The organism is Pseudarthrobacter sp. NPDC058119 (assembly GCF_042884655.1).
Classification (GTDB): domain Bacteria; phylum Actinomycetota; class Actinomycetes; order Actinomycetales; family Micrococcaceae; genus Arthrobacter.
In genome coordinates, this window is the sequence record NZ_JBHVTN010000007.1 from 274,815 (window position 1) to 291,568 (window position 16,754).

A 16,754-nucleotide genomic window follows, 5' to 3' on the forward strand; every position below is an offset into this window, starting at 1 on the left:
AGGAACATTTTTTCAAGTCCCCTGCCTGTTGCTTGTCCGCCTAGAACTTGGAAGTGCCACGAAGCGGGCGGGGGCGGCCGTCCGGATCCACGATCAGCCGGTAGATCCGGTCGGCCCAGATACGGTGGATGGCCCGGACGGGTTTGGGGGAGTGGTGGCGTACCTGGCCTGCCGGCCGCGGCCCTGACCGTCCGGTCCGGTGCCACTGGTCCAAGGCGCCGGCCGTCCTGTTCCAAAGATCAAGCTCCCCGCCCTCGGTGGTCAGGAGGGGGTCGTCCTGGTCAATGCCCAGGTGTTCCGCCCAGAGCTGGAGCCGCAGCTTCAGCGGGAGCTGCTGGGATCTACGGCCAGCGGTGCCAGCCGTAGCGGAGGTGTCGATCACTGCGCAGGTGAGCTCGCTGTCGGTGGTCCAGGACCGGCGGTTGAAGTTGTCAGATCCGCAGGTGAACCACGTGTCGTCGATGATGCAGATCTTCGCGTGGACGTAGATCGGAGTCCCGTTGGGGTTCTCCAGGTCGAACACCCCTACGCGGTCGGGCGCCGCCCGGCGAAGCATGCTGATGGCACGCTGTTGCCCCAACCGCCGGGGTGGGCCGCCCAGAAACCCGTCAGAGTCGGGATAGCGCGGCACCACGATGATGACCCTGAGCGCCTGGTTACGCTCCAGCGCCTCCGCGATGCCCGCGGCGACCTCGGTTGACCACAAATACTGGTCTTCGATGTAGATGAGTGAACGCGCCTGGGCGAAGGCCTTTGCATAGGCCCGCGCGATGCTCCGCTCACCGTGGGGCGCGAACGGGAACGGCGGGTGCTTCACGCCGTAGGTGCGGAGCAGTTGCACGGCGTGCGTTCCGGCGGCCGGCGGGGGCGGAGCCGCTTCCGGTAGCGGTTTGGGGTGCCGCGGCATGCGGGCCAGGCGCTGCAGCAGCATCCGGTAAGGGGTGCGGCGGTCCAGCGGGTGGGGATCGTTCCAGCGTTCCGCAAAGATGGCCAGGACATCGGCAACCACCGGCCCACGAAGTTGGAGGGCGGCGTCGTGCCATGGGGGCCTCGGTCCGTACCGGGAATCCATTTTCACTGCCTGCGGGTCTCCCTGGTGGGCGGTGTTGTCACGGCGGCTGTGTGAGAGATCGATTCCACCCACGAAGGCGACGTCCCGGGAAGAGTCATTACGACGACGGATGACCACCAGTTTCTGGTGGTGGGACCCGAAGACGCGGACCCGCTGGTCCAGCAGCGCCTCACCGCCGGCGTCATTGATTTGGCGGCTGAGGAGTTCGTTGGAGCGGCCGCTGATGGGGGCGGATACCCGCTCGCCGTGGGATCTCCAGACGAGGCCCCTGACTTCCACGCCGGACCGGGCCAGTCCCGCCAGCAGCCCGCCGATCGTGATGCCGCCCGACTCCAACTGCTCATCGCCGTCGCCCCGCCAGTCGGTAAACCACACCCGGTCTCCGGCCTTTAGATCCGACAGCTCCGCATGGAGCCGGGCAAAGTAGGCTTCCCCGTGCACCAGGGGCTCCACGAGGTTGCCTTCCGACCAGGACGCCGAGCCGGGTCCGCCCGCGTGGATCCCGGAGGCGGGGTTTCCCCGCTCAGCACCGCTCAGGAACCACTTGCCAACGGTGCTGTCCACTCGGTGCTCCTTTCGGGGCCCGGGGACCCAGGCCGCTGCGGCTTCCAACCTAGCCTACGGCCGGCTCCGGCGTGGCTTGCCAAGGGGGTGGAACGAACCGTGACGGGGCAGCACTCCGGCCACCCGCGGCATAGGCTTGTCCCGAACGCTTCCCAGCAAAGAAGAACGAGGCTCGCCATGTCATTGAAGGAACAGTTGAAAGGCGACGTCGTCGTCCACATGAAGGCGGGCAACCGGGTGGCCCTGACGACCGTGCGCAATGTCCTCGGTGAGATCGAAACCCGGGAGAAATCAGGCAAGACCCCGGTTGAACTCGACGATCTTCAGGTCACCGCGCTGCTGCAGAAAGAAGCTGCCAAGCGCCGGGACACTGCAGCCACCTATTCAGCGGCGGGTCATGACGACCGGGCACGGGCGGAAATTGCCGAAGCCGAGGTCATAGAGGGGTACCTTCCGAAGGCTTTGACGCGGGCGGAGGCCGAAGCGATCGTGGACGGAGTCATCAGGGAACTGGGGGCGGACGGTGCTGCGCTCAGCATGCGCTCCATGGGTGCTGTCATGAAATCAGTGACGCCGAAAATCGGCGGCCGTTTTGACGGCAAAGCCGTCAGCGAGATCGTCAAGGCCCGCCTGGCCTAAGTGCCCCTGGGACCGGGTCAGCTGCCGCTGTGCAGCGGAGCAACGATCTGGCGACAAATGGCGATTAACGGGGTTCCCAGCCAGCGACGATGAACATACTGGCCGTATGGGGTTTCGGTCTTTTGGGGCGGCGCAGCCGTGGAAGAGAGCCGTCGCGGCGGCCGCCGGCTGCGTATTGTCCGCATGTTGCTTGTCCTCCTGCGCCGGGTCGTGGCAAGGAGAGCCGCCCTGCTTTCCTCCCAGCTATGAAGTAAGCCCCCGCGCTGCAGGACTTGGGGACTCCGTCACCGTCCATGCGGCCGACGCTGACTGCAATCCCCGTTACGGACAGAACGCCCGGACTTACGTCTCGGTCACCGACGCCGCCGGGCAGGAACTCATCAGTACGACGTCCCCGATGAATGATGCCGGCGGATTCGTCTTCAAATTCGAGGTCCCGCCGCACGCGGCGCCGGGAGACGCCGCCGTTGAGGCCTACCCGTTCGGCGTGGATTGGTGTGATGACACCGGAACGAATAACCGTGTTCGCCGTGCGGAAGGTTTCAGCCGGGTCTCGTGCGCCGCAAGGACAATGCCGCTGACAATCATCCCCTAGCCGCCTTTTCAGCACCGGGATCGAATTCCCGTGACAAGGTTCAGGGGGTGCCGTAAGTAATCCTTACGGTGCCGTCTTTGGTAACGGTGATCCGTCCGCCCTGGAAATCCTGAACGGTGGTGTCGTCCGCAGTGATGTAGTTGTCCGTGGTCGGGTAACCAAGCCTTCCCCACTCGAAACCTGTCCCCGCCCAGGCGTCGCGGGTCTTGCCGACGGAAAGGCGAATTCCGGTGGCCGGGCTGGAGATCAGGGCGCCTTTCTGGAAGTTAATGAAGGAGCCACCGTCCTTGAGCCCGGCCACCCGATTGGTTCCGGGAAACCCCAAGGTGGCTGGACCATTCACAGCATCGAATTTGGCGCTGAACTCTGACGGCATGGAGAACGCTCCAAGGGCAACGGTCCAGTAGATGGATCCGCCATGGTAGGACTGTTTGACGCCACCGTCGACTGGGAGTTCGTCACTCGTTGGGTAGCCGAGGAACCCGTTTTCGTAGCCGGCCTGGGCCCATGCCCCGCGGGTGGCACCAATGGAGACGTGCGCGCCGGTGGCAGGGGACCAGAGGATGGAGCCGTTCTGGAAGTTCTGGTACAGGCCGCCGTTCTTGATGGCCACCTGGGAACTGACTGCCGCGCCGAGCGAGCGGCCCATTGACTCATGCTTAGTGAAGATGGAACCGGATACCGCGTAGGTACCGACGTTGGGCACAAAGTAGATGACCCCGCCCTGGTAATTCTGGGCAACGCCGCCTCCTGACGTGCCGTACTCATCCGTGATGGGGTAGCCGAGGACACCGTGCTCGAAGTTCTGTCCGGCCCAGACGTTGCGGATGGCTCCCACGGAGATGATGGCGCCGTTTGCCGGGGTCCACAGGATGGAACCTCCCTGGTAGTTCTGAAAGGCACCTCCTTCCTTTAGCCCGGTGACCACATCGGTGACCGGGTAGCCCAGGCTGCCCCACTCGAAACCCGCGGAGGCCCATTTGTCACGGATCGGGCCGGCGCTGACTGCCGCTCCGGACGCTGGGGAAAACATGATCGCCCCGCCCTGGAACCCCCGCCAGGAGCCGCCGTTGCGGAGCCCGCGGAACTCATCGGTTGTTGGGTATCCCAAGGGGCCACCTTCGGCACCCTGGGAGCGCCACTTGCCGTAGATGCCGGCTGTGACGGCGTGAGTTCCCGCAGCGGGTGAGGAGAAGATCGCGCCATTCTGGTACGCCTGGTAGGAGCCGCTGTCCTTCAGGCCGGTGATGACGTCACTGACGGGGTATCCAAAGGCGCCGTTTTCGAATCCGGTTTCTGCCCACTTGTCCCGGATTGGCCCGAAAGACGAAAGGTACGCGCCGCTGGCGAGGGAAAACATGATGACGCCGCCCTGGTACACCTGGTAGACGCCACCGCCACGCAGGCCTCCAACTTCGTCAGTGACCGGGTAGCCGAGGGGGCCGTTTTCATAACCGAGGGAGGCCCACTTGCCGCGGGTGGCTCCCCACGAGAAATGGGCTCCGGAGAGGGGAGACCAGATAATGGCTCCTCCCTGGTAGTTCTGGAAGGCGCCACCGTCCCTCAGTCCACCCACCTCGTTGGAGACCGGGCTGCCAAGCTGGCCGGCGGGCCCTCCGCCCTGGCTGTATTTCTGTGTGATGGCGCCAAAGGGATCCGCTGAATACGGGGTGAAGATGTCATCGACGGCGCCCATGATGATCCGGTCTCCGGGGCGGTTGCTGCGCAGGAATCTGTTGACCGTCTCAAGGCTGGTGGACAGGCAGCCGGCGGACGTGGTGCGGCCGGCGTGCAGGAAGATTGCGTAGGAAGCCCCCTGTACGGTGTTCATGTCCGGCTGGCGGTTGTAGTTGATGACCGCCGCCTGCTCGTAATACCCCTGGTTCATGTAGGTGAAGAGGTTCTCGTCAGAGGGACCGCCGGTGCCTTCGAAGTACTGGTTGTAGGTAGGCCCGTATTCACCGCCCCAGCGGGAGTTCGCGTTGACCGTGTGGTAGGCAAGGGCTGTGCCCGGGTTTGAGCGGCCCAAAGCCTCGGTGACGCTGTACGAGCCGGTGGGGGACTTGAATGTGTCCTCCCAGGTCAGTCCTGGCGGAGCGAAGCCTTTTAGCCCTGCGTAGCCCCAGTCCTGCCATTCCTGGACGTAGGAGTTGCCGAAACGAACGCACCCGGTGATGGTGACGACGTTGGATTCACGGCCTGTGGCGGTAGCGAATGTTACCCGGTTAGCACCGAAGCTGTTGTACTTCACCTGTCCCGCAGACAGCCGCTGGCACGGGTTGTTCTCCTGGGGTCCAGCCTGGGCACTGCCGGTGCCAAGGAAGGCACTGCCCGCGACTGCGATCACCGCCAAAACGAGTGATAGTGGCTTGGTCCTCTTCACGGGTCCTTCTTCCCGGAAGCCGCAGCATGGCGCCTTGGTGACAAATGGTCCATGCCAGGACCCAAACCCGCGTTGACGTGCGACGATGCCGGATCTGGCGCGGCTGACCCTAGGCTACCGGGCTGGTGGCGCAACTCACGGCACCACGTGGGGACAAGCGCACGAGCGAGTCGGCGCGCGCTGTCCACCCTTGTGCTGATGAGGCAGGAACTCAGGCTCGGCTTGGGCCGTCCGCCTGGCGCTTGCGGCGCTCGCGGAATGGCCGCGGGTGTGGACCACGGATGGGGTTAAAGCCTGTAGCTACGGGTGCCTGGCACCACCATGAAGATGATGAAGGCCAGGAAAGCGTATAGGTACTCCATTAGTTCCCCTGCCCGTTGGCGGTTTGCCGTTCGCCCAGCCAGCGCCGGCGCTTCAAGGCGGTTCTGAACGCAAAGGCAGACATCACCAGGCCACCGGCCCCTACGCCAAGGCCCAGGAGAGCGGTGCGCAGTTCGCCGCCATGCCCGACGACGGGAATCCCCGCCGCCAGCATTCCTTCGCTCAGGAGCGTGGTAAAGACAGCAAGGCATATGATCTACCGGGACGCGCCGGGCTGCTCGCCGCGGTTCTGGCCCAGCTCAAGGAGGTTGATGTCAACGCTGCCGCTCGAGCTTGGCTTCGGGGAACCTCGGAGCTTGCGCAACTGGGTGGCCCGGTACTCGTCCCTGGAAAGTCGGAACGTGTAAACGACTCCGAAGGCGCCCATGAGGAGTGGGAACAGGATGCCCCATTCCCCGTGCCCCCGCAGTAAGGTCACGATGAGCATGACCAACGATCCGAGGAACAGCATCCCCAGGACGGAACAGACAATGGCCATGCCCCACCAGGTGCTGACCTGGGCCTGTCCGCCCCCGGGCGTGAACCCGATCTCATCGGCCGGGTAGCTGTGCAGCTCGCCCGTGCTGGTCTTGCGGAGCACGCGCCGCTCACCGGCGGCGACCGCCCTCTTGTGTTCGGCGTAGACGGCGTCCTCGCGCGCAAACCGTTCCCGGCCGTAAACCATTGTCAGGCTCGTTTCTCGTGGCTGGGCAGGTAGTCGGATTCGCCCGGAAACAGGCGGGTGCTGAACGGGAAGTTCTCCCGGGTGATGTCCAGAGCCCCCGGGTGGTCCTCAAACCAGTGGCGGGCCTGGTCGTCGGTGACACCGTACCTTGGCTTGGGCAGGCCCCTGTCCTTGCGGCGCTTTCGGGCCTTGAGCTCGCCTCTGAGGGCGTGGAGACTCAGCAGCCAGCCGCCGCTGAACAGAGCGGTGCAGACGATGGATACGACGAACCAGATCAGTCCCATGCCCATCTCGCCAAGGTCAGGGAAGGAGATGATGATCGCGTAGACGCTGACCAGGATGAACGGCGGGGCGAGTATGGCCGGGACGGTCGCGATCAGGGCCACAATGGCCAGGCCGGTGAATGTCCTTGCCTGGTAGTTGCCTCCGCTGGGAAGGGAGCCGCCAAGCCCCCACTCTTCCTGGGTGTAGGCGTAGATGACCGTTTCCCTGCCCCGCCCACCTGTGGCGTAGAAGTACTTGGGGACCTGACCCTCCCTGGTGTTCCGGGTGCCGGCCATCATTCCCCCTGCTTCCGTCCCGAGGTCCCGCGTTAAGTGCGGGCTGCGAACTCTGATGCGTGCGGCCCATAGGGCCTGTTCACCCTGGCTTCCGGCGAGAAAGCATTTTGCTGAGCACGCGTAGCTCCCACCCTAACGAAAACCAAGGCGAAACCATGGCGCTGGAGCCGTCCGGGTCGATGCTCCGCTCGTGTAGAGGATCGGGAACGGGACCGCGGCTGGAATCGGTGACGACATGGCTGGAAACACGAAAAAGCCCCGGAACATCACTGATGTTCCGGGGCTTTCCCTTTTGTGCGCGGAGGGGGACTTGAACCCCCACCCCCTTTCGAGGACTAGCACCTCAAGCTAGCGCGTCTGCCATTCCGCCACCCGCGCAGGTGGTATTTCGGGAAGCGGTTCCGCCTTTCAGCGTTTCGCGCCTCTCCGAAGCAGCGAGAAAAACTCTAACACGAACTTTCCGGGAACAACGAATCGGGCCAAGTAGGTAGGCTGAAGGCAGCGATTCAGCCCGTGCCACCCAGTCATTCCCTACCAAGGAGCCACCAATGCCTGACGTCCTGCCCGAGGATGAAGTTGTCCGGATCTGCCAGGAACTCATCCGGATCGACACCTCCAATTACGGCGACGGGTCGGGGCCCGGGGAGCGCGCGGCTGCCGAGTACGCAGCGGAGCTCATCGAGGAAGTGGGGCTGGACGCGGAGATCTTCGAGTCTGCCCCCGGCCGGGCGAACGTTGTCACCAGGATGGCGGGGGAGGACCCCTCGGCCAGTGCACTGGTGGTGCACGGACACCTTGACGTCGTTCCCGCCCTCCGCAACCAGTGGTCCGTTGACCCGTTCGGCGCGGAACTCAAGGACGGCCTCATCTGGGGACGCGGCGCCGTCGACATGAAGGACATGGACGCCATGATCCTGTCTGTGATGCGAAGCTTCGCCAGGGAAGGCCGGAAGCCCAAGCGTGACATCATCTTCGCGTTCTTCGCTGATGAGGAAGCCGGCGGCGTTTACGGCGCCCGCTACGCGGTCGATAACCGCCCCGAATTGTTCGAGGGAGCCACCGAGGCCATCTCCGAGGTGGGCGGCTTCTCCGCCACCATCGGCGGGCAACGCACCTACCTGTTGCAGACTGCGGAGAAGGGCATCTCATGGCTCCGCCTCGTGGCCCAGGGGAGGGCAGGCCATGGTTCGCAGATCAATACTGACAACGCGGTCACCCGGCTCGCCGCTGCGGTAACCAGGATCGGCGAGTACAAGTGGCCCATCGAGCTCACGCCCACCACGCGCCAGTTCCTTGACGGGGTGACGGAACTCACCGGAGTGGAGTTCGACGCCGACAATCCTGACCTGCTGCTTGACCAGCTTGGCACGGTGGCACGGTTCGTCGGGGCCACGCTGCAGAACACCACCAACCCGACGCTCCTCAAGGGCGGCTACAAGCACAATGTCATCCCCGAGTCCGCCGAAGCCCTGGTGGACTGCCGCACGCTCCCGGGCCAGGAACAGCAGGTCCTGGAAATCGTGCGTGAACTCGCCGGCAACGGCGTGGACGTCAGCTACGTCCACAACGACGTCTCGCTCGAGGTCCCCTTCGCCGGCAACCTGGTGGACTCGATGATCGATGCGCTCCACAAGGAGGATCCCGGCGCCAAGGTGCTGCCCTACACGCTCTCCGGCGGCACCGACAACAAGTCGCTCAGCCGCCTGGGAATCACCGGTTACGGCTTCGCGCCCCTCATGCTTCCGGATGAGCTGGACTTCACCGGCATGTTCCACGGTGTGGACGAGCGCGTCCCGGCGGACTCCCTCAAGTTCGGCGCCCGTGTCCTGAATACCCTGCTCACCAACTACTGAGAGGAGCTGGCCGTGACCCCAGAGGAACTGCTGCCGGATGAGCTTCTCGAGCGCATCCGCAGCCGCGCTGCCGGCTATGACCGCGACAACGCCTTCTTCCATGAGGACCTGCAGGAGTTGGCAGCGGCCGGCTACTTGAAACTTTTCGTACCAGTGTCCGACGGCGGCAAGGGGCTCGGGCTTGAAGCGGCGGCGCAGTGCCAGCGCAGGCTGGCAACGGCTGCTCCGGCCACTGCGCTGGCCGTCAACATGCACCTGGTCTGGACCGGCGTCGCCCACGTCCTGGCGGCCCGGGGCGACCACTCGCTGGACTTCGTCCTCGAGGAAGCCGCCCAGGGGGAGGTGTTCGCCTTCGGCAACTCGGAGGCCGGCAACGACTCGGTCCTGTTCGACTCCCGGACCACGGCCGTGCCGCAAGATGACGGGGGCTACACGTTCAGCGGCACCAAGATCTTCACCAGCCTCTCACCGGCGTGGACCCGACTGGGCATCTTCGGCAAGGACCCGGACGCGCGGGACGGTGCTGGGGAACTGGTCCACGGGTTCATCACCCGGGAAACTCCCGGCTACCGGATCCTGGACGACTGGGACACCCTGGGCATGCGCGCCAGCCAGTCCGCCACCACGGTCCTGGAAGGAGTCAAAGCTCCAGCCGGCCGCATCTTCCGCAAGCTGCCCGTCGGCCCCAACGCCGACCCTCTGATCTTCGCCATCTTCGCCTGCTTCGAGAGCCTCCTTGCCGCCGTCTATACAGGAGTGGGTGAACGCGCCCTTACCGTCGGCGTGGAGACCGTGAAGAAGCGCACCTCCTTCAAGAACGGCGGCCGCAGCTACGCGCAGGACCCGGACATCCGCTGGAAGGTGGCAGAGGCTGCCATGGCCATGGACAATCTCTACCCCCAGCTGAAGACCGTCACCGCCGACGTCGACGCCCTGGCTGACCACGGAAGCCAGTGGTTTCCCAGACTGGTGGGACTGAAAGTGAACGCCACCGAAACAGCCCGCCGCGTGGTGGACCTCGCCATCCGCGTCAGCGGGGGATCGAGCTATTTCCGGGGCTCCGAACTGGAGCGGCTCTACCGGGACGTGCTGGCCGGGATGTTCCACCCCTCCGACGACGAGTCAGCCCACAACACCGTGGCCAACGCCTGGCTGGGCCCGGTCGAAGACTGAGCGGCCCGCTGGGCTTCGGCCCGCTGAACGGTCCTTCGGACCGCACATCCTCAAACGGTCCGCTGGACCTGCATCACCCGGCGCCGCAGCCAGAAGCGCCTGCCGCCGCCCACGTAAAGCTTGCTGCGTTCCAGTTCCCACTTGCCGTATTCGGAGTGTTCAACGAGCCGGCGCCGCGCCTCCGGCAAGGAATCATCAGGGCTGACGGTCAGTACGAGGTACTCGTACTGCCGCAAATAATCCCGTTCCCGCTGGACCGAGCTGGTGAGAAATTGTTCCTTCATTTGCTCTCCATTTTCGTCCTTTTCCGGCTAACGTGAAGTCATGAGCATCGATCCGCGTGTCGCGCTTTCGTCCCTGACCACCGCTTTGGAAGAACACCTTATAGCAGCATCGAACCGCCGCGGGGACGGTGATCCCTCAGTTGAGGCAGCGTTTTTCGCAGTTGCCGATGCTTTCGAAGTTTACGAGGACGCCCTCTACGAGGCCTACAACGAAGTAACGCCCCTGCAGGTCTTTGACGACGAGGATGACGAGGACGAAGAAGCCGACGTGGACGAGGACGAGGACCTCGAAATAGTCGAGGAATAGCAGCCCCCCGAACCTGGAAGGTCCGGGAACAAGCCCTAAGACACCGCGGAAACATCCTCGAGAGCGCGCGCAATCTGCGGCGGCAAGGGCGCCAGCTGGGCATCAAGTACTTCCTTCAGCTGCACCGGCGTGCGCGCACCAACGATCGCCGTTGCAACTCCCTGCTGTGCCAGCAGCCAAGACAGCGAGACATCCTGCGGAGTACGGCCCAGCCCGTTGGCAGCCATGCACACGGCATCCACGATCCGCGACGGCTTGTCCTCCAGGTACGGCTCCACATAGGCGGCTTCGCTGACGGAGGCGCCGCGCGAACCGGCGGGGATGCTGCCACGGTACTTCCCCGTGAGCACCCCCCGGCCCAGGGGAGCCCAGGCCATCAGGCCCAGCCCGGCATCGTCGGCCGCCGGTATCAGCTCCGCCTCCGCTGTCCGCTCAAGGAACGAGTACTCCGCCTGGACCGCCACCAGTGGCACACTGCTGGTCGCCGCGGCCTTCGCGGCCTGCCAGCCCCTGTAGTTCGAGATTCCGGCATACCTGGCCCGCCCGGTCCGGACGGCGAATTCCAAGGCCGCGAGGGTTTCGTCGAGGGGAACGTTGCCATCCCACGCTTCGGCAAACCACAGGTCCACATAGTCCGTGCCCAGCCTCGCCAGGCTGGCGTCCAGTCCGGTGAGCATCGCATTGCGTGAGGTGTCCACCGCGCGCCGGCCATCCGGCGTCGTCATCCCCGCCTTGGTGGAGATGGAAATCTCCGTGCGGGACACCACATCGCCCAGCAGCGATCCAAGGATCGCCTCCGATCCACCGCCCGCATATGACGCCGCTGTATCCACGTGCCGGCCGCCCGCCTCAAGGAAGGTGCGCAGCAACTCCGAGGCGTCCTGTTCATCAGTGTCGCCACCCCAGGACCGGGTGCCAAGGGAGAGGGCTGAAACTCGCAATCCACTGTTGCCGACGTAACGCTGCTGCATAGCAGCAAGCTTACGGGCAGGAGCACCGCCGCCATGCCGTAGGGTCTTAGCGTGAACTGGTTTGAAGCGGCCCTGCTGGGCCTAGTGCAGGGACTGACCGAATTTCTACCGATTTCATCAAGCGCGCACCTGCGGATCGTGGGGGAATTCCTCCCCAACGCCCAGGACCCGGGGGCAGCCTTTACGGCCATCACCCAGCTCGGCACGGAGACCGCCGTCCTGATCTTCTTCTGGCGGGACATTGTCCGCATCGTCAAGGCCTGGGCCAGCTCGCTTACCGGCAAGGTGCCCCGGAATGACCCCGACGCACGCGTGGGCTGGCTGGTGATCCTCGGCAGCCTGCCCATCATCGTGCTGGGGCTGCTCTTCCAGGACCAGATCGAATCCGTGCTCCGCAGCATGTGGATCGTGGCCACCATGCTGATCGTCTTCGGCCTCATCCTGGCCGTGGCGGACGCGATCGGCGCCCAGAAGCGGGACCTGGCCCACCTGACCTACAAGCACGGCATCCTCTACGGACTCGCGCAGGCCCTGGCCCTGATTCCCGGTGTCTCCCGGTCCGGCGGTACCATCACCGCTGGCCTGCTGATGGGCTACACCCGTGAGGCCGCGGCACGGTATTCCTTCCTGCTGGCCATCCCCGCCGTCTTCGGCAGCGGGCTGTACCAGCTGTACAAGGTTGTCACCAAGGAAGGGATGTCCGGACCCTTCGGCCTTCCAGAGACGGCGCTTGCCACCGTCATCGCCCTGGTGGTGGGCTACGTGATCATCGGTTGGTTCCTGAAGTTCGTCTCCACCCGAAGCTACCGGCTCTTTGTCTGGTACCGGATCTTCCTGGGGCTCGCCCTCTACCTCCTCCTCGGTTTCGGCGTCATCAGCGCCTAGGACTAGGCTTGGGATGTGAAATCCTGGACTTCCCGCCCTGTGCCTGCCCTGCCCGGAAACATGCCCGCCATCCGGTTGTTCGATACCGCGGCCGGCCACGACGTGGCACTGGAACGGGAGGCGCGGCCGTCCATGTACGTCTGCGGCATCACTCCCTACGACGCAACCCACATGGGGCATGCGGCCAGCTACGTGGCGTTTGACCTGCTGAACCGTGCCTGGCGCGACGCAGGCAGTGAAGTCTCCTACGTGCAGAACGTCACCGACGTTGACGATCCCCTGCTGGAGCGCGCCACCGCCACCGGCGTCGACTGGCGCGACCTCGCCGCAGAACAGGTGGAGCTGTTCCAGACCGACATGGAGGCGCTGAACGTCCTGGCGCCGGACAACTACGTTGGCGCCGTCGAATCCGTCGGCCTGATCGTCCCCGAAGTGGAGCGGCTGGTCAGCATGGGCCTGGCCTACCGGGTGGCAGGCACCAACGGCGAACCTGACGGGGACGTGTATTACGACGTCGAAGCGGCGGGCAAGCAGTCAACGGCACCTGACGCGTGGGCCCTGGGGTCTATTTCCCATCTGGGCGAAAGCGCCATGCTTGAGCTTTTCGCCGAGCGCGGCGGGGATCCGGGCCGCGCCGGAAAGCGGCAGGCCCTGGACCCGCTGCTCTGGCGGGTGGCACGGGATGGGGAGCCGAGCTGGCCTGGTGGCAGCCTTGGACCGGGACGGCCCGGCTGGCACATCGAATGCACCGTGATCGCACAGAAGTACCTCCCCGCGCCGTTCACCGTGCAGGGCGGCGGATCGGACCTGATTTTCCCGCACCACGAGATGGGTGCGGGGCACGCCTACTCGCTGGCCGGTGTCCCGCTGGCCAAGCACTACGCCCATGCGGGCATGGTGGGCCTGGACGGCGAAAAGATGAGCAAATCCAAGGGCAACCTGGTGCTGGTTTCCAAACTCCGCGCGGCAGGGGAGGATCCGGCAGCGATCCGCCTGGCCATCCTGGCCCACCACTACCGGTCTGATTGGTCCTGGACTGACGAGGGCTTCGCGGCCGCAAAGGCAGACCTGGCGGCCTGGCGGACGGCACTGGACCACGCCCCGGAGGGCTCGGGCCAGGCACTGCTGGCGGAGATGCGCGAAGCGCTGGCAGCCGACCTGGATGCGCCCGCAGCGGTTGCGGCGGTGTCGCGCTGGGCGCGGGCGGCGAACGTCGGCGGTGCTGCCGCCAGCTCCGCCGACGCAGCCCTGGTCAAGGACGCGGTGGACGCGCTCCTGGGTATCCGGCTCTAGGAGTCCATTCACAGCAGCAGACGGGAAGGGCCTGGCGGGATTGCTCCCGGCCAGGCCCTTCCCTTTAAAGCAACCAGGACGGCGGCATCAGGGCCGGTCCTGGCCCCGCCGCTTCAGGTAGCGCTCGAATTCACGGGCAATGGACTCGCCGCTGGCTTCGGGAAGGTCTGCCGTATCCTTGGCTTCCTCCAGCTGCCTGACGTATGCCGCAATCTCAGGGTCCTCCGTGGCAAGTTCGTCCACACCGCGCTCCCAGGCGTCAGCTTCCTCAGCCAGCTCGTGCGTGTCCAGCGGCACTTGGAGGAGCTCCTCGATCCGGTGCAGGAGGGCCAGCTGGGCCTTGGGGGACGGCGCCTGGGCCACATAGTGCGGCACTGCGGCCCACAAAGACACCGTGGGGATGCCGGCAAGAAGGGCCACCTCTGAGAGGACCCCCACGATCCCTACGGGACCCTCATACTGTGACGCTTCCAGGTTCATGCGCTCCCGGAGCGGAGCGTCGTCCGAGGATGTGCTCACCGGGATTGGGCGGCTGTGCGGAACGTCGGCCAGGAGGGCGCCCACCAGCACCACGTAATCCACGTTGAGGGCCTCGGCGTGGACCAGCAGCTCAGCGGTGTAGGCACGCCATTTGTAGGAGGGCTCGGTTCCCTGGACAAAGATGACATCCACATTGGAGTTGGGTGCACCGGCCTTGTAGATCCGGGTGGAAGGCCATTTGATTTTGCGTTCACCGGCCGCGTTCCGGCGCACCGTGGGGCGGGTGAACTGGAAGTCGTAGTACTCGTCGGCATCGATGGAAGCGACTTTCTTGCCGCCCCATAGTTTGTTCAGGTAGCGCAGTGAATCGCTGGCTGCTTCTCCGGCGTCGTTCCACCCCTCAAAGGCGGCAAGCATCACAGTTACGCGCTGTCCGTCAGCGACTGGCTGCAGGAACCGTTCCCGCTCGGGTCCGGCACCCTGTTCGGCGGTGTCTCCCTCGAAGCTATTCATTTCTTCACCCTACGTCCAAGCGGCTGGCCCGTGCAGGGAATGAAGCGCCGCAAATCCCGTCAAACGCACCCAGGGGGCGTCCGGCCATGGCATATTCGCCAAGGGCGTAGCCCACAGCCTCCGCCCAGCCACGCCCCGTAGACTGGCGTTATGCCAATTCCTGCCGCCAGCTCCCCGCTTAAAGCCGTCCTCTGGGACATGGATGGAACCATTGTGGACACCGAGCCATACTGGATCGCCGCGGAGCATGCGCTGGTGGAGGCCCACGGGGGAACGTGGAGCCATGACCAGGCAATGCAGCTGGTTGGCCAGTCGCTGACGTTCTCCGCCGGCCTGCTCCAGCAAGCCGGCGTCGACCTCGAAATCCGGGAAATCATCGACACCCTGACCGCCCAGGTGGTCAGCAGCGTCCAGCAGCAGGTACCCTGGCGGCCGGGCGCCCGCGAACTCCTGGAGGAATTGCACCTGGCCGGCGTGCGCTGCGCCTTGGTCACCATGTCCGAGGGGCCGTTGGCCCGCGAAGTGGTGGCCAGCCTTCCCCGTCCGTATTTCGACGTACTGGTCACCGGAGACACGGTGAGCCAGGGCAAGCCGCACCCCGAGGCATACCTGACCGCCGTCGAACTCCTGCAGGAGGACGATCCCGACCTTGGAATCCACCACTGCGTAGCCTTGGAAGACTCCGTGCCGGGCGTGGCCGCGGCCGTGGCCTCCGGCGTGGCCACCGTGGCTGTCCCGCACATTGTTCCGCTTCCGGACACCGGCAGTTACGCGCTGTGGGATTCCCTGTCCGGCCGTGGCCTGGAGGAGCTGGAAGCCCTGCTCCTGCCGGCCGGTTCCTCTGGGGCGGCCGCCTCGCCCGGTGGTCACGGTGGCTGAACCGAAGGCCGGACAAGGCACCGCACCGGCGCGCCGCGAGGGCATTCCCCTGGGGCGCATCGCCGGCGTGCCGGTGGTGCTGGCCTACTCGTGGTTCGTGATCGCAGCGTTCACGGTGATCGTCTACGGACCCGTACTTGCCCGAAACCACCCCATGCTGGGCGTCAGCGCCTACGTGGTGGCTTTTGCCTATGCCGTGTTGTTGCTCATCTCGGTCCTTGTCCACGAACTTGCCCACGCCCTGACGGCAAAAATCTACGGCTGGCCCACCCAGAAGATCGTCCTCAACCTCTGGGGCGGGCACACCCAGTTTGAAAGCTTCACCTCTTCCCCCGGCCGGTCAGTTCTCGTCGCCCTGGCCGGCCCGGCCGCGAATTTCGTCCTCGCCGGCGGAGCGTGGCTGGTGCTCAGCACCAACAGCCTGGGAAGCGTGGCCGAGATCCTGACGAACATCTTCATGTGGGCCAACTTCCTCATCGGGGTCTTCAACGTCCTGCCGGGCCTTCCACTCGACGGCGGCCGGCTGGTCGAATCCATCGTCTGGAAAGCCACCGGCAGCCAGGCGAAAGGCACCGTGGCGGCCGGGTGGGGCGGCCGGATCATCGTCCTCGCCATCGGCTACTGGTTCCTCCTTCGTCCGTTCCTCGCCGGCGACCAGCCCGAATTCAGCCTCCTGATGATCACCATCCTGGTGGGCGGATTCCTCTGGATGGGCGCATCAGCGTCCATCCAGCAGGGCACCCTTCGCGGGCGTCTCCCACTGGTCAGCGCCGCAGCTTTGTCAACGCCGGCTGCCGGCGTTCCCTCCACCGCCACGGTCCGGGACGCCCTCCGGCTGGGCGCGGAAGGAACGAAATCAGTGGTGGTCTGCGGTTCCGACGGACGGCCGGAAGGAGTGGTGGACCCGGGCGCCCTTGCAGCGGTACCCGGCGCAGCGGCAGATACCACCCCCGTCACCGCCGTCTCGTTTCCCCTGGCCGCCGGCGCCTACATTCCGGAGTGGTCCAGGGGGCAGGAACTGATCCAGTTCCTCTCCCAGCTCGAGGGACGCCACTACGCCGTGGTTGACCACAACGGAACCGTCACCGGATTGCTGACGCAGGAAGCCGTCCTCGCCGCCATCACCGGCAAGCGCCTGCGCAACGATAGGCACCCGCAGGGCCAGACCCGGTAGAGTTACCTGCCGGTCGTGCATTGCCGCGGAAGCCACAGCGTCCCATGGACCACCAGGACCGAGGCACAACAGGTTTACAGGAGC

General features: G+C 65.3%; 15 protein-coding genes and 1 tRNA gene. 8 read left to right on the forward strand and 8 right to left on the reverse strand.

Features of this window, described 5'->3' with window-relative positions; genetic code table 11:
* Positions 1 to 40: 40 nt before the first annotated feature.
* Positions 41 to 1,636, reverse strand: coding sequence for a phospholipase D family protein (locus tag ACFVTD_RS16235; RefSeq protein ID WP_387564854.1), 1,596 nt, complete (start codon positions 1,634 to 1,636; stop codon positions 41 to 43).
* 177 nt (positions 1,637 to 1,813) lie between these two features.
* On the opposite strand from ACFVTD_RS16235, the gene ACFVTD_RS16240 reads away from it, so the two are divergent.
* On the forward strand, positions 1,814 to 2,275 hold the full coding sequence (locus ACFVTD_RS16240; RefSeq protein WP_387564856.1) for a GatB/YqeY domain-containing protein: 462 nt from the start codon (positions 1,814 to 1,816) through the stop codon (positions 2,273 to 2,275).
* A 635-nt stretch (positions 2,276 to 2,910) separates the two neighbouring features.
* On the opposite strand, the gene ACFVTD_RS16245 is transcribed toward ACFVTD_RS16240, so the two are convergent.
* From ACFVTD_RS16245 to ACFVTD_RS16260, 4 genes are all read right to left on the reverse strand, one after another.
* Positions 2,911 to 5,253 carry a hypothetical protein gene (locus ACFVTD_RS16245; protein WP_387564858.1) on the reverse strand — a complete coding sequence of 781 codons (2,343 nt, stop codon included), beginning with the start codon at positions 5,251 to 5,253 and terminating at the stop codon, positions 2,911 to 2,913.
* A 577-nt stretch (positions 5,254 to 5,830) separates the two neighbouring features.
* Positions 5,831 to 6,298 carry a hypothetical protein gene (locus ACFVTD_RS16250; RefSeq protein ID WP_387564860.1) on the reverse strand — a complete coding sequence of 156 codons (468 nt, stop codon included), beginning with the start codon at positions 6,296 to 6,298 and terminating at the stop codon, positions 5,831 to 5,833.
* 2 nt (positions 6,299 to 6,300) lie between these two features.
* A complete protein-coding gene (locus tag ACFVTD_RS16255; protein WP_387564861.1) occupies positions 6,301 to 6,861 on the reverse strand; it encodes a hypothetical protein in 561 nt (186 codons plus the stop codon).
* 292 nt (positions 6,862 to 7,153) lie between these two features.
* Positions 7,154 to 7,236, reverse strand: a tRNA-Leu gene (locus tag ACFVTD_RS16260).
* Positions 7,237 to 7,406: 170 nt separating this feature from the next.
* On the opposite strand from ACFVTD_RS16260, the gene ACFVTD_RS16265 reads away from it, so the two are divergent.
* Complete coding sequence (locus tag ACFVTD_RS16265; protein ID WP_387564863.1) at positions 7,407 to 8,711, forward strand: M20/M25/M40 family metallo-hydrolase; 1,305 nt, start codon at positions 7,407 to 7,409, stop codon at positions 8,709 to 8,711.
* A gap of 12 nt (positions 8,712 to 8,723) precedes the next feature.
* Positions 8,724 to 9,884, forward strand: a complete 1,161-nt coding sequence (locus tag ACFVTD_RS16270) for an acyl-CoA dehydrogenase family protein (protein WP_387564865.1) — start codon at positions 8,724 to 8,726, stop codon at positions 9,882 to 9,884.
* A 50-nt stretch (positions 9,885 to 9,934) separates the two neighbouring features.
* Here ACFVTD_RS16270 and ACFVTD_RS16275 read toward each other — a convergent pair whose 3' ends face one another.
* Complete coding sequence (locus ACFVTD_RS16275; protein WP_018771130.1) at positions 9,935 to 10,168, reverse strand: DUF5703 family protein; 234 nt, start codon at positions 10,166 to 10,168, stop codon at positions 9,935 to 9,937.
* A 40-nt stretch (positions 10,169 to 10,208) separates the two neighbouring features.
* Here ACFVTD_RS16275 and ACFVTD_RS16280 point away from each other — a divergent pair, with 40 nt between their 5' ends.
* A complete protein-coding gene (locus tag ACFVTD_RS16280) occupies positions 10,209 to 10,475 on the forward strand; it encodes a hypothetical protein (protein WP_141160435.1) in 267 nt (88 codons plus the stop codon).
* A 35-nt stretch (positions 10,476 to 10,510) separates the two neighbouring features.
* Here ACFVTD_RS16280 and ACFVTD_RS16285 read toward each other — a convergent pair whose 3' ends face one another.
* A complete protein-coding gene (locus ACFVTD_RS16285) occupies positions 10,511 to 11,446 on the reverse strand; it encodes an aldo/keto reductase (protein WP_387564868.1) in 936 nt (311 codons plus the stop codon).
* Positions 11,447 to 11,497: 51 nt separating this feature from the next.
* On the opposite strand from ACFVTD_RS16285, the gene ACFVTD_RS16290 reads away from it, so the two are divergent.
* Complete coding sequence (locus ACFVTD_RS16290) at positions 11,498 to 12,331, forward strand: undecaprenyl-diphosphate phosphatase (RefSeq protein ID WP_387564870.1); 834 nt, start codon at positions 11,498 to 11,500, stop codon at positions 12,329 to 12,331.
* Between the two features lie 15 nt (positions 12,332 to 12,346).
* Positions 12,347 to 13,624, forward strand: coding sequence for a cysteine--1-D-myo-inosityl 2-amino-2-deoxy-alpha-D-glucopyranoside ligase (gene mshC, locus ACFVTD_RS16295; RefSeq protein ID WP_387564872.1), 1,278 nt, complete (start codon positions 12,347 to 12,349; stop codon positions 13,622 to 13,624).
* 87 nt (positions 13,625 to 13,711) lie between these two features.
* Here mshC and ACFVTD_RS16300 read toward each other — a convergent pair whose 3' ends face one another.
* Positions 13,712 to 14,617, reverse strand: coding sequence for a PAC2 family protein (locus tag ACFVTD_RS16300; protein ID WP_387564874.1), 906 nt, complete (start codon positions 14,615 to 14,617; stop codon positions 13,712 to 13,714).
* Between the two features lie 198 nt (positions 14,618 to 14,815).
* Here ACFVTD_RS16300 and ACFVTD_RS16305 point away from each other — a divergent pair, with 198 nt between their 5' ends.
* The gene (locus ACFVTD_RS16305; RefSeq protein ID WP_387564916.1) at positions 14,816 to 15,496 is read left to right on the forward strand and encodes an HAD family hydrolase; all 681 of its coding nucleotides are present in this window, start codon (positions 14,816 to 14,818) and stop codon (positions 15,494 to 15,496) included.
* A complete protein-coding gene (locus tag ACFVTD_RS16310) occupies positions 15,489 to 16,670 on the forward strand; it encodes a site-2 protease family protein (protein WP_387564876.1) in 1,182 nt (393 codons plus the stop codon). Before ACFVTD_RS16305 ends, ACFVTD_RS16310 begins: the two co-directional genes overlap by 8 nt.
* Positions 16,671 to 16,754 lie beyond the last annotated feature (84 nt).